Source organism: Lysobacter sp. 5GHs7-4, from assembly GCF_021284765.1.
Taxonomy (GTDB): domain Bacteria; phylum Pseudomonadota; class Gammaproteobacteria; order Xanthomonadales; family Xanthomonadaceae; genus Lysobacter.
In genome coordinates, this window is sequence record NZ_CP089924.1 from 374,013 (window position 1) to 391,615 (window position 17,603).

A 17,603-nucleotide genomic window follows, 5' to 3' on the forward strand; every position below is an offset into this window, starting at 1 on the left:
TTGAACCAAAATCCCCTCAAGACCACGCTGATCCAACGCGCGGCGCACCGGTCCATCGTGGACGTGAGCGCCGAACACCCAGGGGGCGCGATGAAGAAATGGTGGATGCAAACAGGCGTTGCGCTGCTACTGCTCAGCACCGCTTCGCGTGCGCAAGAGGTTAGCCGGCCTTGGGAAGAGTACGGCAAGCTCATAGGCGCCAAAGAGACCATCGCCTCGCACGGCCCGACGCTATTCGGCGACGCGGTCGATCTGCAAACGGGAGCGCTGTCGTTCTCCTCGACCGACGTCAGTATTCCCGGCAATAGCAAGTTGAGTGTGGCCTTCTCGCGCAGCTTCAAAGTCAGCAACCGCAAGGGCTACATCAACGATTCCACGTTGGCGGACTGGGAATTGGATGCGCCCAAGCTAAGCGGCGTGTTCGCATCCAACTGGGGGCCGGCATCGCGTTGCTCGGTCGCCAGCGCTGCGGCGGCCAGACCCGCACAGGTCTCCAGCAGCGGCACGGTGTTCAATGCGGAGGACTTCTGGCAAGGCAACCATGCCGATATGCCCGGTGGCGGCGAGATGCTCTACAACGCGGGGTCCGCAACCGCTCCGCCGACAGGCGGTCCATATTATTGGATGACGTCTAGCTTTACCTATTTTTCCTGCTTGCCTGTCGCCAAAAACAACGGTGGCCAAGGGTTCTTGGCGGTCACGGCCGACGGCACCAAGTACTGGTTCGACTGGATGGCGCAATACGTCGAACCCTCCTTGAAGGGCGGGCAGGCCGGCAGCGGACAGATCGTGCGCCGACGCAACGTCCTGTACGCGACTCGCGTGGAAGACCGCTTCGGTAACTGGGTCGCCTACACCTACACCAACAATTACGATCAACCGGCGCGGCTCACGTCTATTCTCGCCAACGATGGCCGCCAGATCACGGTGGGCTATAACGCGCAGGGGCATGTGGCCAGCGTTGGCACCGGCAGTCAGACCTGGACCTACGAATACAGCTATCCCACCGCGACCACCGGCACGTTGACCGCCGTGGTGCAGCCGGACAACAGCCGGTGGACTATTGCTTTTTCCGCACTGTCCAGCGCGAAGATTCGCTACGACCAGGGCCAACCGGGCGCGGACGATCCCTTACGCAGTTGCGGCGATCCGGGCGAAGTCATCACCGGCGGCGCGCAGGGCACCATCACTCACCCCTCCGGCGCCTCCGGCACCTTCCTGGTCGAGCCGAAACGGCACGGGCGCAGCAATGTGCCAAAAATGTGTGCGAACTACACTTCGCCGTACAACAACGACAACGACGATGTGGCCTACTATCCGTTGGCCTATGACGCGTTCTCGTTAATCAGCAAGACCGTTTCTGGCCCTGGCTTGGCTGCTATGCAGTGGACGTACGGCTACAGCGCATCGATTTTCTTCGCGCCTGGTACCGGTCCCACCTGCGGAGGCAGTAACTGCAGCGCGGTGGTGTGCACGTCCGACGCCTGCGCGGGAACCGCGACCACCATCGTCAACGCCCCCGGCGGCCAATGGTCGCGATACACCTATGGCAACAGCTATCGCTACAACGAAGGCAAGCTGCTGAAGGTCGAAAGGGGCAGTGGGCCCACCGCGATCGGTCAAACCCAGACCACCGCCTACAACTTGGCGACGTCTGGGCAACCCTTTCCGACACCCATCGCGACCAGTCCGCAACCGCGCGGCGACGGCTTCACCTCGGAGTACCTGCGACCAGAGACCACTAATACCATCGTCCAGGATGGAGTGACCTACTCCAGTGCAGTCAATCTCTTTGACGGGTTCGCCCGCCCCACCTCGGTCACCCGCGCCAGCACCATCAACGGCGGCCACACCCGCACCGACGTGACCGAGTACCACGACGATCTGTCGAAGTGGGTGCTGGGCCAGACCAAGCGTTCATATACGAATGGCATCAAGCTCGGCGAAACCGAGTTCACCGCCAACGCCCAGCCCTACCGCAGCTTCCGCTACGGCGAGACCACGCCGTCGCAAACCCTGACCTACAACGCCGACGGCACCGTCGCCACGGTCACGGACGGCAACAATAACGTCACCACGCTGTCGAACTGGAAGCGCGGCATCCCGCAGACCATCCAGCACCCGGCCACCGCCGAGTCGCCCTCGGGCAGCACGCAGTCGGCGTCCGTCAACGACAGCGGCTGGATCGACTGGGTGACCGACGAGAACGGCTACAAGACCAGCTACCAGTACGACACCATGGGCCGGCTGTCGCGCATCGTCTATCCCACCGACGACACCGTGGCCTGGAACGACAAGCTGTTCTCGTTCCAGCAGGTCAACCAGGAAGAAATGGGCGTGCCCGCCGGCCACTGGCGGCAGACGGTGGTGCAGGGCAACTACGAAAAGCTGACCCTGTTCGATGCGCTGTGGCGCCCGATCCTGCAGTACGAACGCGACAACGCCGATTCCAACGGCACCTACCGGATCGTCCGCAACGCCTTCGATCACGACGGGCGGCAGACCTTCGCCTCCTATCCGCGCAACCCGTACGCGGACGGCAACTGGAACCACCGGCACCTGGACCACCTACGACGCGCTGGGCCGGGCCACCAAGGTCGAGCAGGACTCGGAGCTGGGCAAACTCACCACGACCACCGCCTATGCGTGGGGCGGCGACATCGTGGTCACCAACCCGCGCGGCCACCAGACCCGCACCCGCTACGCGGCCTGGGACCAGCCCACCACCGATTACCCGATCGAAATCATCCAGCCGGTGGCCACCACCACCATCGACCGCGATCCGATCTACTTCCTGCGCCCCAAGTCGGTCACCCGCTCGGGCACCTACGCCGGCCAGCCGGTGCAGGCGCTGCGCCGGTACACCTACGACGGCCTCAACCGCCTGTGCCGCACGGACGAGCCTGAGACCGGCTCGACCGTCATGGGTTACGACGCCAACGACAACATGACCTGGTCGGCCGCCGGCCTGTCGGGCCTGAACAGCGTCAACTGCGACCACGTGGCCGCCTACAACGCCGGCCGCACCGTCACCCGCAACTACGACGCACGCAACCGCATCACCCAGTTGGGCTTCCCTGACGGCCTGGGCAATCAGTCCTGGACCTACACCAAGGACGGCCTGCCGGCCACGATCACCACCTACAACGGCAGCAACAATACCTGGCCCTGGATCAACGCCTACCACTACAACAAGCGCCGCCTGCTCGACGGCCAGGGCGACAGCATCAGCCAACCCGGCTGGTACACCTGGTCCTTGGGCTACGGCTACGACCGCAACGGCCACCTGTCGGTACAGACCTACCCGACCGGCTTGGCGGTGGGCTATGCGCCCAACGCCCTGGGCCAGGCGACCCAGGTGGCCACCGTCGCCGGCAGCACCACCACCGGCACCTACGCCAGCGGCGTCAGCTACTACCCCAACGGCGCGATCAAGCAGTTCACCTATGGCAACGGCCTGCTCCACGCGATGTGGCAGAACGGTCGCCAATTGCCGTGGACGGTCGATGACGGCGGCCTGTCAAGCTTCTCGTACACCTACGACGAGAACGGCAACCCCACCCAGATCACGGATAACGCCCAGGGCGCCAACTTCCACCGCTACCTGGAATACGACGCCCAGGACCGTCTGCTGCGCGCCGGTTCGCTGATGTTCGGCGGCACCAACCACTGGATCGACTACGCCTACGACCCGATCGACAACCTGCGCAGCGTCAGCCACCCGGGCGTGCGCGAGCACAGCTACTGGTACGACGCCAACAACCGCCTGACCAACGTCCGCAACGCCGGCGGCGCTACGGTCACCGGCCTGGGCTACGACGTCCAGGGCAATCTGAACAACAAGAACGGCCAGGCCTACTGGTTTACCTTCGGCAACCGCCTGCGCGAGGTGACCGGCAAGGAGAGCTACGCCTACGACGGCCTGGGCCGCCGCGTGCAGACCATGCAGGCCGACGGCACGGTACGTTTGTTCCAGTACAGCCAGGCCGGGCAGTACCTGTTCGGTTCCAAGCAGACGACCGCGGGCGTGCAAACGACCCAGGAGAACATCTACCTGGCCGGCAGCCTGATCGCGACGGTGGACCACAACTGGCCCAGCAACACGGTCATCGCCACGACGTATCACCACACCGATGCGCTGGGCAGCCCAGTGGCGACGACGAACACCGCGGGCGCGCTGATCGAGCGGACGAACTACGAGCCCTACGGCAGCGCGATCAACAAGACGGTCGATGGGATCGGCTACACCGGGCATGTGATGGACGGGGCCACGGGCCTGACGTACATGCAGCAGCGGTATTACGATCCGACGTTGGGGCGGTTCTTGAGTGTTGATCCAGTCACGGCCAACTCCGGCACGGGCGACAATTTCAACCGTTACTGGTATGCGAATAACAATCCATACACCTTCACTGATCCAGACGGGCGAAAACCAAAGGACCGCGGAGCTTCATACGTTGGTGACGGTTTGACCGGAACCACGAGTGGAACCGTCAGGGATTCAACGGCCGTGATGCCTCAAAAAATTACAGCGACAATGGTGAAATCGGTTGGTCCGAAAGAAGCGACGCAGGCCCAGGTCAATTCGGTGGTGAGAGACGTCAATGCTGCCGGGAGAGCAGCTCAACGCGCCGGTGATTCTCGAGCAATTCGAGCGTTTAACAAACTAGAAAGCATAAAAATAGACAGTAGCGATTGGAGTGTAGCCACATACCAAGGAACAAAGCTTCCCTACAGCGCGCTGGCATATGCTTCGTTCGAAAGCAAAAGAGACAGGGGTACGATTGTCTTAAACGCAGAACGATTCTTTGGTAACAATTTCGAAGACTATAGAGTGTCTAGAATCGTGCACGAGATACTGCATTTCGATACTGATTTTGATAATCAGAAGGTCAGAGAAATGAGCGCTGGCTGCCAAGGGTGGAATTGCAGGTTCGAATCTGATGTGGATCAGGCCGCGAAACGAATAATGGATCGTAGTCGGCGCAACTAAAATGAGGGCGGTCGTATGAACAAGTTATTCATCGTGGTCTTGGTCCTGTTGTGGGCATACGGTCCTTCCACCGGGATTTCAGGGGTCCCTACGAGTCGGCCCGTCGATGAGCTTTATGGGAGATCGGATCTCGTTGTTGAGGCAACTGTTAGAAGCATAGACGCTTCATGTGTTACAGAAAAAAAGGGCATCTGCAACAACAACTACGCCCTGCGGATAGACGTGGTTAAGCAGTACAAGGCTAGGTCGAAAGATCAATCAACGGCCATTTCCGGATTGACGCTTTGCTCGAATAGCGCATTGGAAATCGGCGACACCTATTTCCTTTTCTTTGAGCCTGCTAATGAATTCAACGATGTTGGCTCAAACAACTGCGATCTAGTGGTGGACTACGACGGGGTTTTTCAGACGATGGCTGACCTCACCTATCGAGTAGGTGCGCCGGACATGCAGACAATCGTGAACTTCGATGGTCGTAAGTACATGACAAATGCGATTGTGGTGCCGGGCTTTGAAGAGCAGCTAGATGGGCTCTCCCACAGTTCAAAGGGCAATCGAAAGTGACCCAGGCACTTCTTGCGCCCTATAAAGAATAGGGGTCAGAGTACATTTCTGATCTGTGCTACAGCAGAAGTTGACACTTCGCTCTTCAGCCATCGCTGGAGGGCGTGCCCGTGCAACTGGCTGCCCCGGCCTCCTCCGAGTAGAGCGTTTTGCAATAATCGCAGACCTTGAAGAAGCGGCTGCTGCGATAGGGGCGCGCAAAGACTCATTATCGCCATCGGAATTCAGCGACAAAGTTGCAGAACTCTGATGCCTGAAGGCGTTAAAACACAATGGTGCTGCGTCATTGCATCGCCTGAGAGAAGCGCCCTTCTGCGACGCGGGCTTCTAAGTAGGTCTCTCCACTCACCTACACCGCAAATGCCGCTCACTCACCCCGAACGACTGCGCCACCGTCCGTAAATCCCCGCCCGCATCCATCGCTGCGCGGATCGCGATGCGGCGCAATGCGATGAACACGCCCCAGGCGGAGGGCACCTCGACGGTGCCGGCTTCGCTGGTGTGGGCGAGCAGGCGGGCGTGGGTGGTGGCGCTGAGTTCGACGCCCAGGCGGTCGGCGAAGCCGCGGCGATCGCGCGGGACATAGACACGGCGGCCGCCCAGTGCGCGCACGAAGCGCAGCATGGCGGCGAAACCATCGTGGCCGGCGATCTCGGCGGCGACCCAGGGCAGCGAGGCGAGCACCGCGACGCGGTGTTCTTCGCAGAACGCGCAGAGCGCATCGAACGCCGGTGTGCCGGGGCAGGGCAGGCCCAGAAACAGGGCGTCGGGCGCGCGCACGGCGGCGGTTCTGGCGACGGGCCGCGATGCGGGCTTGGGGTAGTGCGAGGGGGCGAGGGTGCTCATACCGAACACAACGCGGCGCCGCTGCGGGCGTGAAGCGCAACGCGGGCGGCTTCGCGCGTGTGAAGGGCGGCGGCTGGGCGGCGCTTCCGCATGCCGCGACGAGGCGAGGGAGCCTACAACGGCCACTCCCTACCCAGCTTCGGAGTTCCGTCATGCCCTACACCATCAACGCCGGCGCCGCGCCGCTGGCCATCGCCGAATGCGAGTGGGCGGCCGCCGCCAACGTCGCGCCCACCGCCGGCGGCGATACGCAGCCGACCATCCAGTTCACCGCGTTCACGTCCTGCATTGGCATCGCCGCGCTCAACGCCGCAGGCACCCAGGTGATCGGTATCCATCTGGCGATCTACGACGCCGCCAACAATCAGTTCTCGGCCGCCGACGTGGCGACCGTCACCGGGATTCTGCAGGGCCAGAACTACAACCCCAACGCGGTGTTCATCATCGGCGAGACCGCGGTGTGGCAGGCCTCGGTGCTGGCAGCCTACAACGCCTTGATCGCGGCGCTGCCCAATGCGCAGATCTATTCGCTGGCCGACGGCACTTACGGTGCCGGTGTCAGCGCCGCCGGCGCGCTGGAACCCACCTACTGACGCGGCGCAGCCAAGGAGCATCGACATGCACAAGCGCATCCTCGCCGCGGCTGTCGCCGCGTTGTTGTCCGCCGTCGCCCTGCCCGCGTTGGCGGTCGACGCCTGCGCCAATCTGGTCACCGTGCAGATGAGCGCGATTCCGGAAATGAACGCCGAGGCCGGCGGCCATCTGGCCGCGCACATCCCCGGCGTGCAGCCGCCGGCGGGCTTCAGCCAGTTCGGCCGCACGCTGTTCTGGGACCAGCAGGCCTGGCGCGAGGCCTTCGATCAGCTGGCGCGGCAGCAGAACCCGCTGTACTGCCCCGAGCCCGCGTCCGAAGGCGCCGAGGCCGCGCGCACCCTGCAATTGCAGGCGTTCGCGCGCCAGTGCACGGCCACCGACGGCAACGGCCTGTGCACGGCGGCGACCAGCATCCAGGCCAATGCGGTGCAGATCGTGATGCGCCGGATCAACCGCCGCTGGGTGGTCTACACCGCTTACCCGACGCCCAACTGAGCGATGGGGGAACGGCGCGGCGGCGCGTGGGGCGCCGTCCGCGCCGGACTTTACTGGGGCGGTGAGCGGTGGCGGGCGCTGCCGTTGCCGATCGTGGTTCAAGAGGCTTGCTGACGGGTGGCTGCCGCGCGTCGGCGCCGCGCGTTGTGTGGGAGCGACGTGAGTCGTGATGGTCGGTCGATGCGGTTGCGATGCCGTGCGTGGATTCGTCGCGACTCACGTCGCTCCCATAGGGCGCTAGGGGCGGGCGCGGTGTGCGTGGTTCGTGACCGTGGTGGGAGCGCGACTTACGGCCGGCGGTGGCGGTAGAAGCAAATCCCCCTCAATCCGCCTCTACAAAGGGGGAAGCTCAAGCGAGTGCTGCTCTTTCTGCGGAGAGGATTGCGGGGCGCTTACTTGGATGTTGAACGTCGCGTCGGCGATTCCCCGCCTTTGAAATGGTCGTAGAGGGATTTGTTCGCGCCCACTCCCGCCAAGCCCTTTCAGCACATCGCTTCCCTCCCGCGCCGCGCTACCATGCCGCCTTCGCATCGTCGCGCCGCACCGTGTCCGCCCCCAACCGCAAAGTCCTGCATGTCGACATGGACGCGTTCTACGCGTCGGTCGAACAACGCGACGATCCGTCGTTGCGCGGCGTGCCGGTGGTGGTGGCCTGGCGCGGTGCGCGTTCGGTGGTGTGCGCGGCCAGCTACGAGGCGCGCAAGTTCGGCGTGCGCTCGGCGATGCCGGCGGTGCGCGCCGAGCGCCTGTGCCCGCATGCGATCTTCGTGCCGCCGGATTTCGTGCGCTACAAGGCGGTGTCGCGCCAGGTGCGCCAGATCTTCGCGCGCCATACCGACCTGATCGAGCCCTTGTCGCTGGACGAGGCTTACCTGGACGTCACGCAGACCAAGACCGGCCTGCCCTCGGCCACCGCCACCGCCGAGGCGATCCGCGCCGCGATCCGCGAGGAAACCCAGCTGACCGCGTCGGCCGGCGTGGCGCCGAACAAGTTCCTGGCCAAGATCGCGTCCGACTGGCGCAAGCCCGACGGCTTGTTCGTGATCCGTCCGCATCAGGTCGAGGCCTTTCTGGAACCGCTGCCGGTGGGGCGCCTTCCGGGCGTGGGCAAGGTGATGGAAGCCAAGCTGGCCGAGTTGGGCGTGAGCGTGGTCGCCGACCTGCGCGCCTTGGGCGCGCTGGCATTGGAGCAGCGCTTCGGCCGCTGGGGGCGGCGTTTGCACGAGCTGTCGCTGGGCATCGACGAGCGCGCGGTGGAGCCGGAACGGCCGACGCTGCAGATCTCGGCCGAGGACACCTTCGTCGAGGACCTGCGCCTGGACGAGTTGGAGCCGCATATCCGCCGCCTGGCGACCAAGACCTGGGCCGGTTACCAGCGCGAACCCGGGCGGCTCGCGCGCACCGTGGTGCTGAAGCTCAAGACCGCCGATTTCCGCACGCTCACGCGCAGCCTCACTCAGCCGACGCCGCCGGGCAGCGAGCAGGAACTGGCCGACATCGCCTGCGCGTTGCGCGCACGCGTGGAGCATCCGGCCGAGACCTTGTATCGCTTGGTCGGCGTGGGCTTGTCGGGCTTCGTCGACGAGGAGGGCTATGTCGCGCAGAGCGATTTGTTCGCCTCCGACGATGCACCTCCCCCTTTGGAAAAGGGGGATTGAGGGGGATTTGCTTTTGGGGTTAGGAGCAAGAGCAAATCCCCCCTAGCCCCCCCTTTTCAAAGGGGGGAACGGAAGCAAGAAAGGGGGATAGCGGAAGACGGTTACCGCGACGCCGTGCGCCACCACGCCGACGTCGCCGGCGGTGCGTGCAGGTTCACCGGGGTGCCCATCACCGGGGTCAGCGTTTCCACGCCGGCCTCGCGCGCCAGTGCGGTGATGCGTTCCATCGGGTCGGTCCAGGCGTGCATGGCCAGGTCGAAGGTGCCGTTGTGGATCGGCAGCAGGCGCCGGCCGCGCAGGTCCAGGTGCGCCTGCAGGGTCTGCTCGGGCAGCATGTGCACGCCCGCCCACTGCGGGTTGTAGGCGCCGCATTCCAACAGCGTTAGATCGAAGGGACCGTACTTCTCGCCGATCTGCTTGAAGCCGTCGAAATAGCCGGTATCGCCGCTGAAATACAGGTTGAGCGTGGAGCTGCGGATCACCCACGAGGTCCACAGGGTCGGGTTGTCGGCGAACATCGCGCGCCCGGAGAAGTGCTGCGAGGGCGTGGAGGTCAGGCGCACGCCGTCGATGGTGGTCGACTGCCACCAATCCAGCTGCCGCACCTTGGCCGCGTCCACGCCCCATTCGACCAACAGGTCGCCCACGCCCAGCGGCGCCAGGAAATGCTCGGTCTTGGCCGCCAGTTCCAGCACCGCGGCCTTGTCGAGGTGGTCGTAGTGGTCGTGCGACAGGATCACGCCCTTGATCGGCGGCAGCTGCGCGATCGTCATCGGCGGTGCGTGGAAGCGCTTGGGGCCGGCCCACTGCACCGGCGAGGCGCGCTCGGAGAACACCGGGTCGGTGAGCCAGAACGCGCCGTCCAGCTTAAGCAGCACGGTGGAATGGCCGAAGCGCACCAGGCTGCCGTCGGGCGCGGCGAGCAGCTGTTCGCGGGTGAGCGCGGCCACTGGCGGCGCGGTCGCCGGCACGGTGTCGGCGGGCTTGTCGAACGCGAAACGCCACAGCATGGCCGGCATTTCGCGCCAGCCCACGGTCTTGGGCGCGACGGGATTGCGGAACCCGCCGTCGCGGAACTGCGGCGAGTCGGGATAGGCGGTGCTGCGGCAGGCGCTGAGGGAGAGCGTGGTCATCAGGGCGGTCACGACGAAGAGGGACAGGAGCGCGCGACGCGCGCGGCGCCGACGCGGCGGACGCGTCGGGGCGAGGGGAACCGGCAGGGCGGCGCCGGCAGCGGATGCGGGATCGGACATGGGTCAGACGTCGCCATGACCGGCCTGCACCGGCAGCACGTAGCGCACCGCTTCCATGCGGGTGGCGCGGCGCGGCAGGTCCAGCGCGCGCGCGGCCTCGCTCCAGGCCGGCGCCTGCCATTGCAGGTTGAGGCAGCCGAAGCGCGCGGCGGCGTCCAGCGCCTGTTCGAACAGCAGCGTCTCGACCGCGCGTTCGCGCCAGGCCGCGCGCACGTACAGGCTTTCCAGGCACAGGTGGTAGGCGCGTTCGAGCAGCGAGAAACCGACCGTGGCGCTGGCGTAACCGACCGCCGCGCCGTCGACATAGGCGATCCAGGCCCAGGCCCGCAGCGGCGGTTCGAACAGCGCCTCGCGCAGCTCCAGCAGGCCGTCGTGAGCGTGACCGTAAGGCAGGCGTTCGAAGGCGGTGTGCTGCGCGTGTTCGGCGCACAGCTCCAGCAAGGCGGGCAGGTCGTCCGGTTGCGCCGCGCGCGCATGCGGCGCCGCCGGCACCAGGGCCAGCGCGACGCGTGCGGCCTCGTGCGCCGAAGCCAAACCGGCACCGGCGCTCATACCTCCGCCCCCAGGTCGACGACGGCGCTGTCGGCGTCGGCGCACTGGCGCGCGTCGCGACGGCCGCGGACCTGCTGCAGGCGCTGTTCGGCGTCCGACAGCGCCGACTGCGCGGAGGCGTAGCGCACGGCGACGGCGACCGGCAGCATCGCCTTCCAGGCGCCGCTGCGGGCGCGCAGGGCGGCCTCGCGGGTGCGCTCGCTGGCCGCCTGTTCGCGGGCCAGGCCGTCGCAATCCAAGTCGGCGATGTCGGCCAGCGGGGTGGGGCTGCGCGGGATGGAGGCGCAGCCTGCGAGCAGCGCCGGGGTTACGATCAGGGCCATGACGGGACGTGACGATGCGGGCACGACGATCTCCGTTCGATGCGGCCCGTGGGGTAGGCCGGTGTGCAGGGATGCTGCGCGCCGGCTTTTAAGAAGTTTTTAAGTGGCGTAAAAATCCGCTGAACGCGTCGCGCGCCGGTTTAAGAACTTCTTAATCGCGCACGCGCACGATGCGTCCGGATCGCTTGCCGCTCGCTCTGCCTCTACCGGAACCCGTTGCCGCCATGAACATCCTGCTGGTCGAAGACGACGTCATGCTCGGCGAGGCGGTGCGCGACGGCCTGCGTCAGCACGGTTTCAAGGTCGATTGGGTCGGCGACGCCGCCCTGGCCAAGACCGCGCTGGTCGATCACGGCTACGCCGCCGTGCTGCTGGACCTGGGCCTGCCCGGCAGCTCCGGCCTGAGCGTGCTGTCGGTGCTGCGCGGGCGCTACGACGCCACCCCGGTGCTGATCCTGACCGCGCGCGACAAGCTCAGCGACCGCATCGTCGGCCTGGACGCGGGCGCCGACGACTACATCGTCAAACCGTTCCAGCCCGACGAGCTGTACGCGCGCCTGCGCGCGGTGATGCGGCGCAGCCAGGGCCGGGTCTCGCCGGTGCTCAGCTACGGCGGCCTGGTGCTGAACCCGGCCCGGCGCGAGGTCACCCGCGACGGCGAACCGGTGGCCTTGAGCGCGCACGAGTTCCGCACCCTGATGCTGCTGATGGAACGCCAGGGCCGCGTGGTCACCCGCGAACAGCTGGAGGAAGCGGTGTACGGCAGTTCCGGCACCATCGAAAGCAACACCATCGCCGTCTACGTGCACCAGCTGCGGCGCAAGCTCGGCGATCAGGTCATCGCCACCGTGCACGGCTACGGCTACCGCATCGGCGGCGCGCAGGCATGAGGACGCGTTCGCTGCGCTGGCGCCTGACCTGGGTGCTGCTGAAGGCGGTGATGGTGGCTTGGCTGGTATGGATGGGCTGCCAGGTCTGGCAGCAGCGCAGCGAGCGCACCGGGCTGTGGGACGCCTCGCTGCGGGTGATATCCGAACAGATCCTGGGCTCGATGCCCGACGGTCTGGAGCGCCTGCCCGCGGCGCCGCACACGCCGCAACCGGGCACGCGCGATTGGAAGATGAGTTTCCAGGTGTGGGTGGGCGGCCGCAACGTGGTGCATTCGGCGGCGGCGCCCGCTGAAGCGCTCAAGCCGGACTTCCGCGACGGTTTCGCCACCCGCGTGATCGACGGCGAGCGTTGGCGCGTCTACAGCCTCACCGACGCGCGCCGCGGCATCACCGTGCAGGTCGGCCGCTCCAAGTACCAGATCGTCAGCGAAATGCGCGGCTGGATCGCCTGGAGCATGCTGGCCGCGGCGCTGATCTTCGTGCTGTTCGGCATCGCCGTGTGGGGCGTGATCGGCCGCTCGCTGCGGCCGCTGACGGCGTTGCGCAACACCCTGCTGCAACGCAAGCCGCTGGATCTCACGCCGCTGGCCGCGCCGGGCCTGCCCAGCGAGTTCCGGCCGCTGGTGGACGCCTTCAACGCCCAGCTGGAACGCGTGGACAGCGCGGTCCAGCACGAGCGCCGCTTCATCGCCGACGCCGCCCACGAGCTGCGCACGCCGCTGGCGGTGCTGACCGCGCACGCCGACCTGGCCCTGCGCGCGGACACCATCGAGGAGAAGGACGCCGCGCTGCGGCGCCTGAGCGCCGGCGTGCAGCGCAGCGCGCGGCTGTCGGAGCAGCTGCTGGATCTGGCGCGCCTGGACGCCGGCGTGGACGCGCCGCCGCTGCTGCCGGTGTCGCTGTCGGAACTGGTGGTGCTGGTGGTGCGCGATTTCGAGACCCTGGCGCGCGACCGCCGTCAGCGCGTCACCTTGCAATCGGAGCCCTGCACCATCCTGGGCGACGTCGACCAGCTCGGCATCCTGCTGCGCAACCTGATCGACAACGCGGTGCGCTACGCGGGCATGGACGGACAGGTGTCGGTGTCGTGCCTGCATGCGGTGCGCGACGGCGTGGCCGGAGTCGAGCTGCGCGTGGCCGACAACGGGCCGGGCGTGCCCGAGGCCGACCGCAACCGCATCTTCGACCGCTTCTTCCGCGTCCCGGGCCAGTCCACGCCCGGCCGCGCCGACAGCGGCAGCGGCATCGGCTTGTCGCTGGTGGCGCGCATCGCGCAGATCCACGACGCCCGCCTCCATCCCTGCGACGGCATCGACGGCGGCGGCTTCTGCATCGCCGTGTTCTTCCCCTGCGCGCCCGAGCCGGCGGCCTGAGTCCGCAATCCAGAATCCGCAATCCAGGCTACTGACAGCAGGCTGGCAGTAGCCCGGGCGCAGTCTGTGCCGGTGCGATCGGCACGGGTGGGGCGCGAGCATGGACCGGCAACGACGACGAATCCTGCAGTGGGGCGTGGCCGCCCAGGCGATGGCGCTGTCCGCCGCGCTGCCCGCGACCGCGCTGGCGCACACCGACCCCACTCCAGCGACAGGACGCAACGCCATGCCCGAACACGACGGCCGCCACGATTTCGACTTCTACCACGGGCGCTGGCAGGTCAAGAACCGCCGTCTCAAGGAGCGCCTGGCCGGCAGCGACGAGTGGATCGAGTTCGACGCCATCGACGAATGCAAGCCCGTGCTGGGCGGCATCGGCAGCATGGACCGCTACACCACCGACTGGGGCGGCGGCATCGTCGGCATGGCGTTGCGCCTGTACCGGCCGCAGACGCGGCAGTGGTACGTGTACTGGGCCAGCGACCGCGACGGCGTGCTCGAACCGCCGCTGATCGGCGCCTTCCGCGACGGCGTCGGCGTGTTCGAAGGTCAGGAAGCGCACCAGGGCCGGATGCTGCCCTCGCGCGCGGTCTGGTCGGACATCACCGCCGACAGCCTGCGCTGGGAACAGGCGCTGTCGCCCGACGGCGGCCAGACCTGGGAGACCAACTGGGTCATGCATATGCGCCGCCTGGCCTGAGCGCCTCGATCCATCCGAACGCGCTCCACCCGAACGCGATCCAACCGAATGCGATCCACCCCGTCTACACCCAGGCGCGCGCCGCGCGCAGCGAGACAGTCATGAACGACAGCACGCAAGCCACCGACGGCCGCCACGATTTCGATTTCTTCCACGGCCATTGGACGATCCGCAACGAGCGCCTGCGCGAACGCCTGGTCGGCTCCAGCGATTGGGAAGTGTTCGAGGCCACCCAACGCTGCGAGCCCATCCTGGGCGGGCTGGGCAACGTCGACGATTTCGTCACCGACTGGGGCCGGCCGGGCAGCGGGCAGAAATTCCTCGGCATGACCCTGCGCCTGTTCAATCCCGAGACCCGCCAGTGGAGCCTGTACTGGGCCGGCAACCACGACGGCGTGCTGGAGCCGCCGGTGGTCGGCGCGTTCAAGGACGGCGTGGGCACCTTCGTCGGCGCGGCCGAGCACGAGGGCCGGCCGGTGCTGGCGAAATTCACCTGGGACCAGATCAGCGCCAACGCCGCGCACTGGCACCAGGCGTTCTCCACCGACGGCGGCAAGACCTGGGAGACCAACTGGCACATGTGGATGCGCCGCATCGACGCGCACGGCCGCCTGGTCCACGACGACGCGGTGATCGAACTGCGCCAATACACGATGCAGCCGGGCCGCCGCGACGAATTGATCGACCTGTTCGAACGCGAGTTCGTCGAGACCCAGGAGGCGGTGGGCATGCACGTGATCGGCCAGTTCCGCGATCTGGACGACCCCAACCGCTACGTCTGGTTGCGCGGCTTCCCGGGCATGCGCGAACGCGCCGCGTCGCTGACCTCGTTCTACTTCGGCCCGGTCTGGCAGCGCCACCGCGAGGCCGCCAACGCGACCTTGCTGGACAACGACGACGTGCTGTTGCTCAAGCCCGCGCGTCCGGGGTCCGGCTTCGCGCCGGCGCCGCTGGCGCGCGCGCCGGTCGGCAGCCAGGCGCGGCCCGAGGCGGTCTACGTGGCCGGCATCTGCTCGCTCAGCGCGCCGGCCGAGGAAGGCTTCGCGGACCTGTTCGAATCGGCCTTCGCGCCGCTGCTGCGCGGCTCCGGTGCCGAACTGGTCGCCACCTACCTTACCGATGCCTCCGAGAACACCTTCCCGCGCCTGCCCGTGCGCGAGAACGAGCGCGTGTTCGTGTGGTTCGCGCGTTATGCCGACGAGGACCATTGGGCGCATGCGACGCGCACGCTGAACCTGGACCCGCATTGGCGCGACACCCTGGTGGACGCGATGCTGGGCCACCTCAGTGCCGCACCGGCGATGCTGCGCCTGGGTCCGGCGGCGCGTTCCGAACTCGCCGATGGCGACCCGGGCCACGCCGCCGCGGCGGTCGCCGCGCGCGCGATCGCGGCGGCTGCCGGTCCGCTGCGGCACGGACGCGACAGCGACGCGGAACTGGCGCACGTCTCGTAGGGCGCGCGCCATGTCCGCCTTGCCGTCGCCGCCCACGCCCCTGCCGCCGGCCCGCCGCCCGTGCGCCGCTGTTGAGCGCCGTGGCCGGGCGCGGGATCATGCGGCATGCGCCGTGCCGACCGACTGTTCCTGCTGATCCATGCCCTGCGCGGACGCCGCCAAGCGATCACCGCCCAGCAGCTGGCCAAGACGCTGGCGGTGTCGCTGCGCACGGTCTACCGCGACGTCGCCGACCTGCAGCGTTCGGGCGTGCCGATCGAAGGCGAGGCCGGCGTGGGCTATGTGCTGCGCAAGGGTTCGGACATCCCGCCGCTGATGTTCAGTCCCGACGAGCTCGAAGCCCTGGTCGTCGGCACGCGTTTCGTGCGCGCGTTCGCGGGCGAACGCCTGGGCGAAAGCGCCACCGCGGCGCTGCTCAAGATCGAGGCGGTGCTGCCGTCGGAGCTCAAGGACCGCAGCCGCCGCACCCGCATCTTCGCCCCGCAGTTGGGCGACCGCATCGAGGCCAGCGGCGTCATCGACGCCCTGCACGCGGCGATCTCCGAGCTGCGCGTGCTGCGGCTGACCTACCGCGACAACGAGGCGCGCGCCAGCCAGCGCGAGATCGAACCGCTGTGCCTGTCGTTCTGGGGCGGCAGCTGGACCCTGGGCGCGTGGTGCCGCCTGCGCGGCGATTTCCGCAACTTCCGCCCCGACCGCATCGTCGACTACGCCCCCACCGGCGAGATCTTCGGCGACAGCCGCGAGCGCGGCCTGGACGCCTATCTGCGTTCGGTCGGCGCCAACCCCGCCGAGGTCGGCTGAAGGCCGGCGCACGTCGGCGATGAATGCGCGACGGCCGCCGGAACCGGCCGTTTTGCGGCGCCGTCGACACGGCCGCTGCGGTCGCGCGGCACAGGCTTTCGACCCGATCCGAGCCGGTTTCGCGCCCGTGTCGGCGACCGCTCGGGCGCGACGACGAAAAAAAAGCGCTTTTTCCGCCATTCGGCGCTTGGCGTGGCCGCGTTGTTGCCCTACATTCCGCCTTGCCGAAGGGGTTTCCTGGCAAACCATCCATTCATCCAGCATCACCGGGACAAATAAATGGCGACGAAGAAGAAAGTTGTTGCGAAGAAGAAGGCGGCTCCGAAGGCCGCCGCCAAGCCGGCCGCTCCGAAGCCGATCAAGGAAGCGCTGAGCAAGTCGGGCCTGGTCGCCCACCTGGCCGAAGCCACCGGCGTTGTGGCCAAGGACGTGCGCGCGATCCTCGGCGCGCTGGAAGGCGCCGTGCACGCTTCGATCAGCAAGAAGGGCGCTGGCGCGTTCACCCTGCCGGGCATCCTGAAGATCACCGCCGTCAACGTGCCGGCCAAGGCCAAGCGCAAGGGCATCAACCCCTTCACCAAGGAAGAGCAGTGGTTCGCTGCCAAGCCGGCTTCGGTGAAGGTCAAGGTGCGTCCGCTCAAGAAGCTCAAGGACGCCGCGGCCTGATCGCCCGTCCCGCGGAGCGCGGCCTGGCGCCGCCTCCGCACGCCGCACCCTCTTCCGTCCGCGGAAGGGGGTGTGCGCTCCGCCCGGCCCGCGGCCGCGGCGCTGGATTTTTCTCTCTGCCCAGGTCATAGCGACCCCGCTCGTCGCGCCGGGCATATCTCATCCGCGAATCGAACGTCGGCCGCAAGGCGGGCGCAATGCCGCGTGCGCGCCAAGCCGGTCTTCCCCCTTTGTAGAGGTGATTGAGGGGATCTACTCTTCCTGGCCACGAGCAAAAGCAAATCCCCCCTTGCCCTCCTTTTTCAAAGGGGGGAACAGAGCGCGGGGATGGTGATTGACGCGGCGCTGTCGGTGATGCGGCGCGCTCCGGGTTTGGCGAACCTTGCTGCGACAGATCCGCACTCGCGTCGATTTGCCTCCCCTTTGACAAAGGGGGAT

The 17,603-nt window shown here is 66.9% G+C and carries 16 protein-coding genes; 12 read left to right on the forward strand and 4 right to left on the reverse strand.

Features of this window, described 5'->3' with window-relative positions; all coding sequences use genetic code 11:
• The 3 genes from LVB77_RS01595 (at position 1) to LVB77_RS01605 (ending at position 5,557) form a co-directional block, all read left to right on the forward strand.
• Positions 1-2,907: an RHS repeat protein gene (locus LVB77_RS01595; RefSeq protein ID WP_232908479.1), complete on the forward strand. Its 2,907-nt coding sequence runs from the start codon at positions 1-3 to the stop codon at positions 2,905-2,907.
• A gap of 742 nt (positions 2,908-3,649) precedes the next feature.
• Complete coding sequence (locus LVB77_RS01600) at positions 3,650-4,993, forward strand: RHS repeat-associated core domain-containing protein (protein WP_343226242.1); 1,344 nt, start codon at positions 3,650-3,652, stop codon at positions 4,991-4,993.
• A 15-nt stretch (positions 4,994-5,008) separates the two neighbouring features.
• Positions 5,009-5,557 (forward strand): hypothetical protein, encoded by a 549-nt coding sequence (locus LVB77_RS01605; protein ID WP_232908480.1) that lies wholly within the window; start codon positions 5,009-5,011, stop codon positions 5,555-5,557.
• A gap of 345 nt (positions 5,558-5,902) precedes the next feature.
• Here the strand turns inward: LVB77_RS01605 and LVB77_RS01610 are convergent, their stop codons facing one another.
• On the reverse strand, positions 5,903-6,337 hold the full coding sequence (locus tag LVB77_RS01610) for a hypothetical protein (protein ID WP_232908481.1): 435 nt from the start codon (positions 6,335-6,337) through the stop codon (positions 5,903-5,905).
• Positions 6,338-6,555: 218 nt separating this feature from the next.
• On the opposite strand from LVB77_RS01610, the gene LVB77_RS01615 reads away from it, so the two are divergent.
• From LVB77_RS01615 to dinB, 3 genes are all read left to right on the forward strand, one after another.
• Positions 6,556-6,996, forward strand: coding sequence for a hypothetical protein (locus tag LVB77_RS01615; RefSeq protein WP_232908482.1), 441 nt, complete (start codon positions 6,556-6,558; stop codon positions 6,994-6,996).
• Positions 6,997-7,021: 25 nt separating this feature from the next.
• Entirely contained in the window at positions 7,022-7,492 is a 471-nt protein-coding gene (locus LVB77_RS01620) for a hypothetical protein (RefSeq protein WP_232908483.1), read from the forward strand.
• Between the two features lie 581 nt (positions 7,493-8,073).
• A complete protein-coding gene (dinB, locus tag LVB77_RS01625; protein WP_232910423.1) occupies positions 8,074-9,150 on the forward strand; it encodes a DNA polymerase IV in 1,077 nt (358 codons plus the stop codon).
• Between the two features lie 101 nt (positions 9,151-9,251).
• Here the strand turns inward: dinB and LVB77_RS01630 are convergent, their stop codons facing one another.
• From LVB77_RS01630 to LVB77_RS01640, 3 genes are all read right to left on the reverse strand, one after another.
• Complete coding sequence (locus tag LVB77_RS01630) at positions 9,252-10,283, reverse strand: MBL fold metallo-hydrolase (RefSeq protein WP_232908484.1); 1,032 nt, start codon at positions 10,281-10,283, stop codon at positions 9,252-9,254.
• Between the two features lie 123 nt (positions 10,284-10,406).
• Positions 10,407-10,955, reverse strand: a complete 549-nt coding sequence (locus LVB77_RS01635) for a GNAT family N-acetyltransferase (protein WP_232908485.1) — start codon at positions 10,953-10,955, stop codon at positions 10,407-10,409.
• Positions 10,952-11,278 carry a hypothetical protein gene (locus LVB77_RS01640; RefSeq protein ID WP_232908486.1) on the reverse strand — a complete coding sequence of 109 codons (327 nt, stop codon included), beginning with the start codon at positions 11,276-11,278 and terminating at the stop codon, positions 10,952-10,954. Before LVB77_RS01640 ends, LVB77_RS01635 begins: the two co-directional genes overlap by 4 nt.
• Before the next feature lie 224 nt (positions 11,279-11,502).
• On the opposite strand from LVB77_RS01640, the gene LVB77_RS01645 reads away from it, so the two are divergent.
• From LVB77_RS01645 to LVB77_RS01670, 6 genes are all read left to right on the forward strand, one after another.
• On the forward strand, positions 11,503-12,168 hold the full coding sequence (locus LVB77_RS01645) for a response regulator transcription factor (RefSeq protein WP_232908487.1): 666 nt from the start codon (positions 11,503-11,505) through the stop codon (positions 12,166-12,168).
• Positions 12,165-13,541 (forward strand): ATP-binding protein, encoded by a 1,377-nt coding sequence (locus LVB77_RS01650; RefSeq protein WP_232908488.1) that lies wholly within the window; start codon positions 12,165-12,167, stop codon positions 13,539-13,541. Before LVB77_RS01645 ends, LVB77_RS01650 begins: the two co-directional genes overlap by 4 nt.
• Before the next feature lie 100 nt (positions 13,542-13,641).
• Positions 13,642-14,241 carry a hypothetical protein gene (locus LVB77_RS01655; protein WP_232908489.1) on the forward strand — a complete coding sequence of 200 codons (600 nt, stop codon included), beginning with the start codon at positions 13,642-13,644 and terminating at the stop codon, positions 14,239-14,241.
• 101 nt (positions 14,242-14,342) lie between these two features.
• The gene (locus LVB77_RS01660; RefSeq protein WP_232908490.1) at positions 14,343-15,695 is read left to right on the forward strand and encodes an NIPSNAP family protein; all 1,353 of its coding nucleotides are present in this window, start codon (positions 14,343-14,345) and stop codon (positions 15,693-15,695) included.
• Positions 15,696-15,800: 105 nt separating this feature from the next.
• On the forward strand, positions 15,801-16,499 hold the full coding sequence (locus tag LVB77_RS01665; RefSeq protein ID WP_232908491.1) for a YafY family protein: 699 nt from the start codon (positions 15,801-15,803) through the stop codon (positions 16,497-16,499).
• Between the two features lie 279 nt (positions 16,500-16,778).
• On the forward strand, positions 16,779-17,165 hold the full coding sequence (locus tag LVB77_RS01670; RefSeq protein WP_232908492.1) for an HU family DNA-binding protein: 387 nt from the start codon (positions 16,779-16,781) through the stop codon (positions 17,163-17,165).
• Positions 17,166-17,603 lie beyond the last annotated feature (438 nt).

Coding starts and splice junctions, on each gene's coding strand:
- LVB77_RS01620 (WP_232908483.1), top strand. CDS start 7,022: ATGCACAAGCGCATCCTCGCCGCGGCTGTCGCCGCGTTGTTGTCCGCC.
- LVB77_RS01665 (WP_232908491.1), top strand. CDS start 15,801: ATGCGCCGTGCCGACCGACTGTTCCTGCTGATCCATGCCCTGCGCGGA.
- LVB77_RS01635 (WP_232908485.1), bottom strand. CDS start 10,955: ATGAGCGCCGGTGCCGGTTTGGCTTCGGCGCACGAGGCCGCACGCGTC.
- LVB77_RS01660 (WP_232908490.1), top strand. CDS start 14,343: ATGAACGACAGCACGCAAGCCACCGACGGCCGCCACGATTTCGATTTC.
- LVB77_RS01600 (WP_343226242.1), top strand. CDS start 3,650: ATGTTCGGCGGCACCAACCACTGGATCGACTACGCCTACGACCCGATC.
- LVB77_RS01655 (WP_232908489.1), top strand. CDS start 13,642: ATGGACCGGCAACGACGACGAATCCTGCAGTGGGGCGTGGCCGCCCAG.
- LVB77_RS01615 (WP_232908482.1), top strand. CDS start 6,556: ATGCCCTACACCATCAACGCCGGCGCCGCGCCGCTGGCCATCGCCGAA.
- LVB77_RS01640 (WP_232908486.1), bottom strand. CDS start 11,278: ATGGCCCTGATCGTAACCCCGGCGCTGCTCGCAGGCTGCGCCTCCATC.
- LVB77_RS01630 (WP_232908484.1), bottom strand. CDS start 10,283: ATGACCACGCTCTCCCTCAGCGCCTGCCGCAGCACCGCCTATCCCGAC.
- LVB77_RS01670 (WP_232908492.1), top strand. CDS start 16,779: ATGGCGACGAAGAAGAAAGTTGTTGCGAAGAAGAAGGCGGCTCCGAAG.
- dinB (WP_232910423.1), top strand. CDS start 8,074: ATGGACGCGTTCTACGCGTCGGTCGAACAACGCGACGATCCGTCGTTG.
- LVB77_RS01645 (WP_232908487.1), top strand. CDS start 11,503: ATGAACATCCTGCTGGTCGAAGACGACGTCATGCTCGGCGAGGCGGTG.
- LVB77_RS01650 (WP_232908488.1), top strand. CDS start 12,165: ATGAGGACGCGTTCGCTGCGCTGGCGCCTGACCTGGGTGCTGCTGAAG.
- LVB77_RS01605 (WP_232908480.1), top strand. CDS start 5,009: ATGAACAAGTTATTCATCGTGGTCTTGGTCCTGTTGTGGGCATACGGT.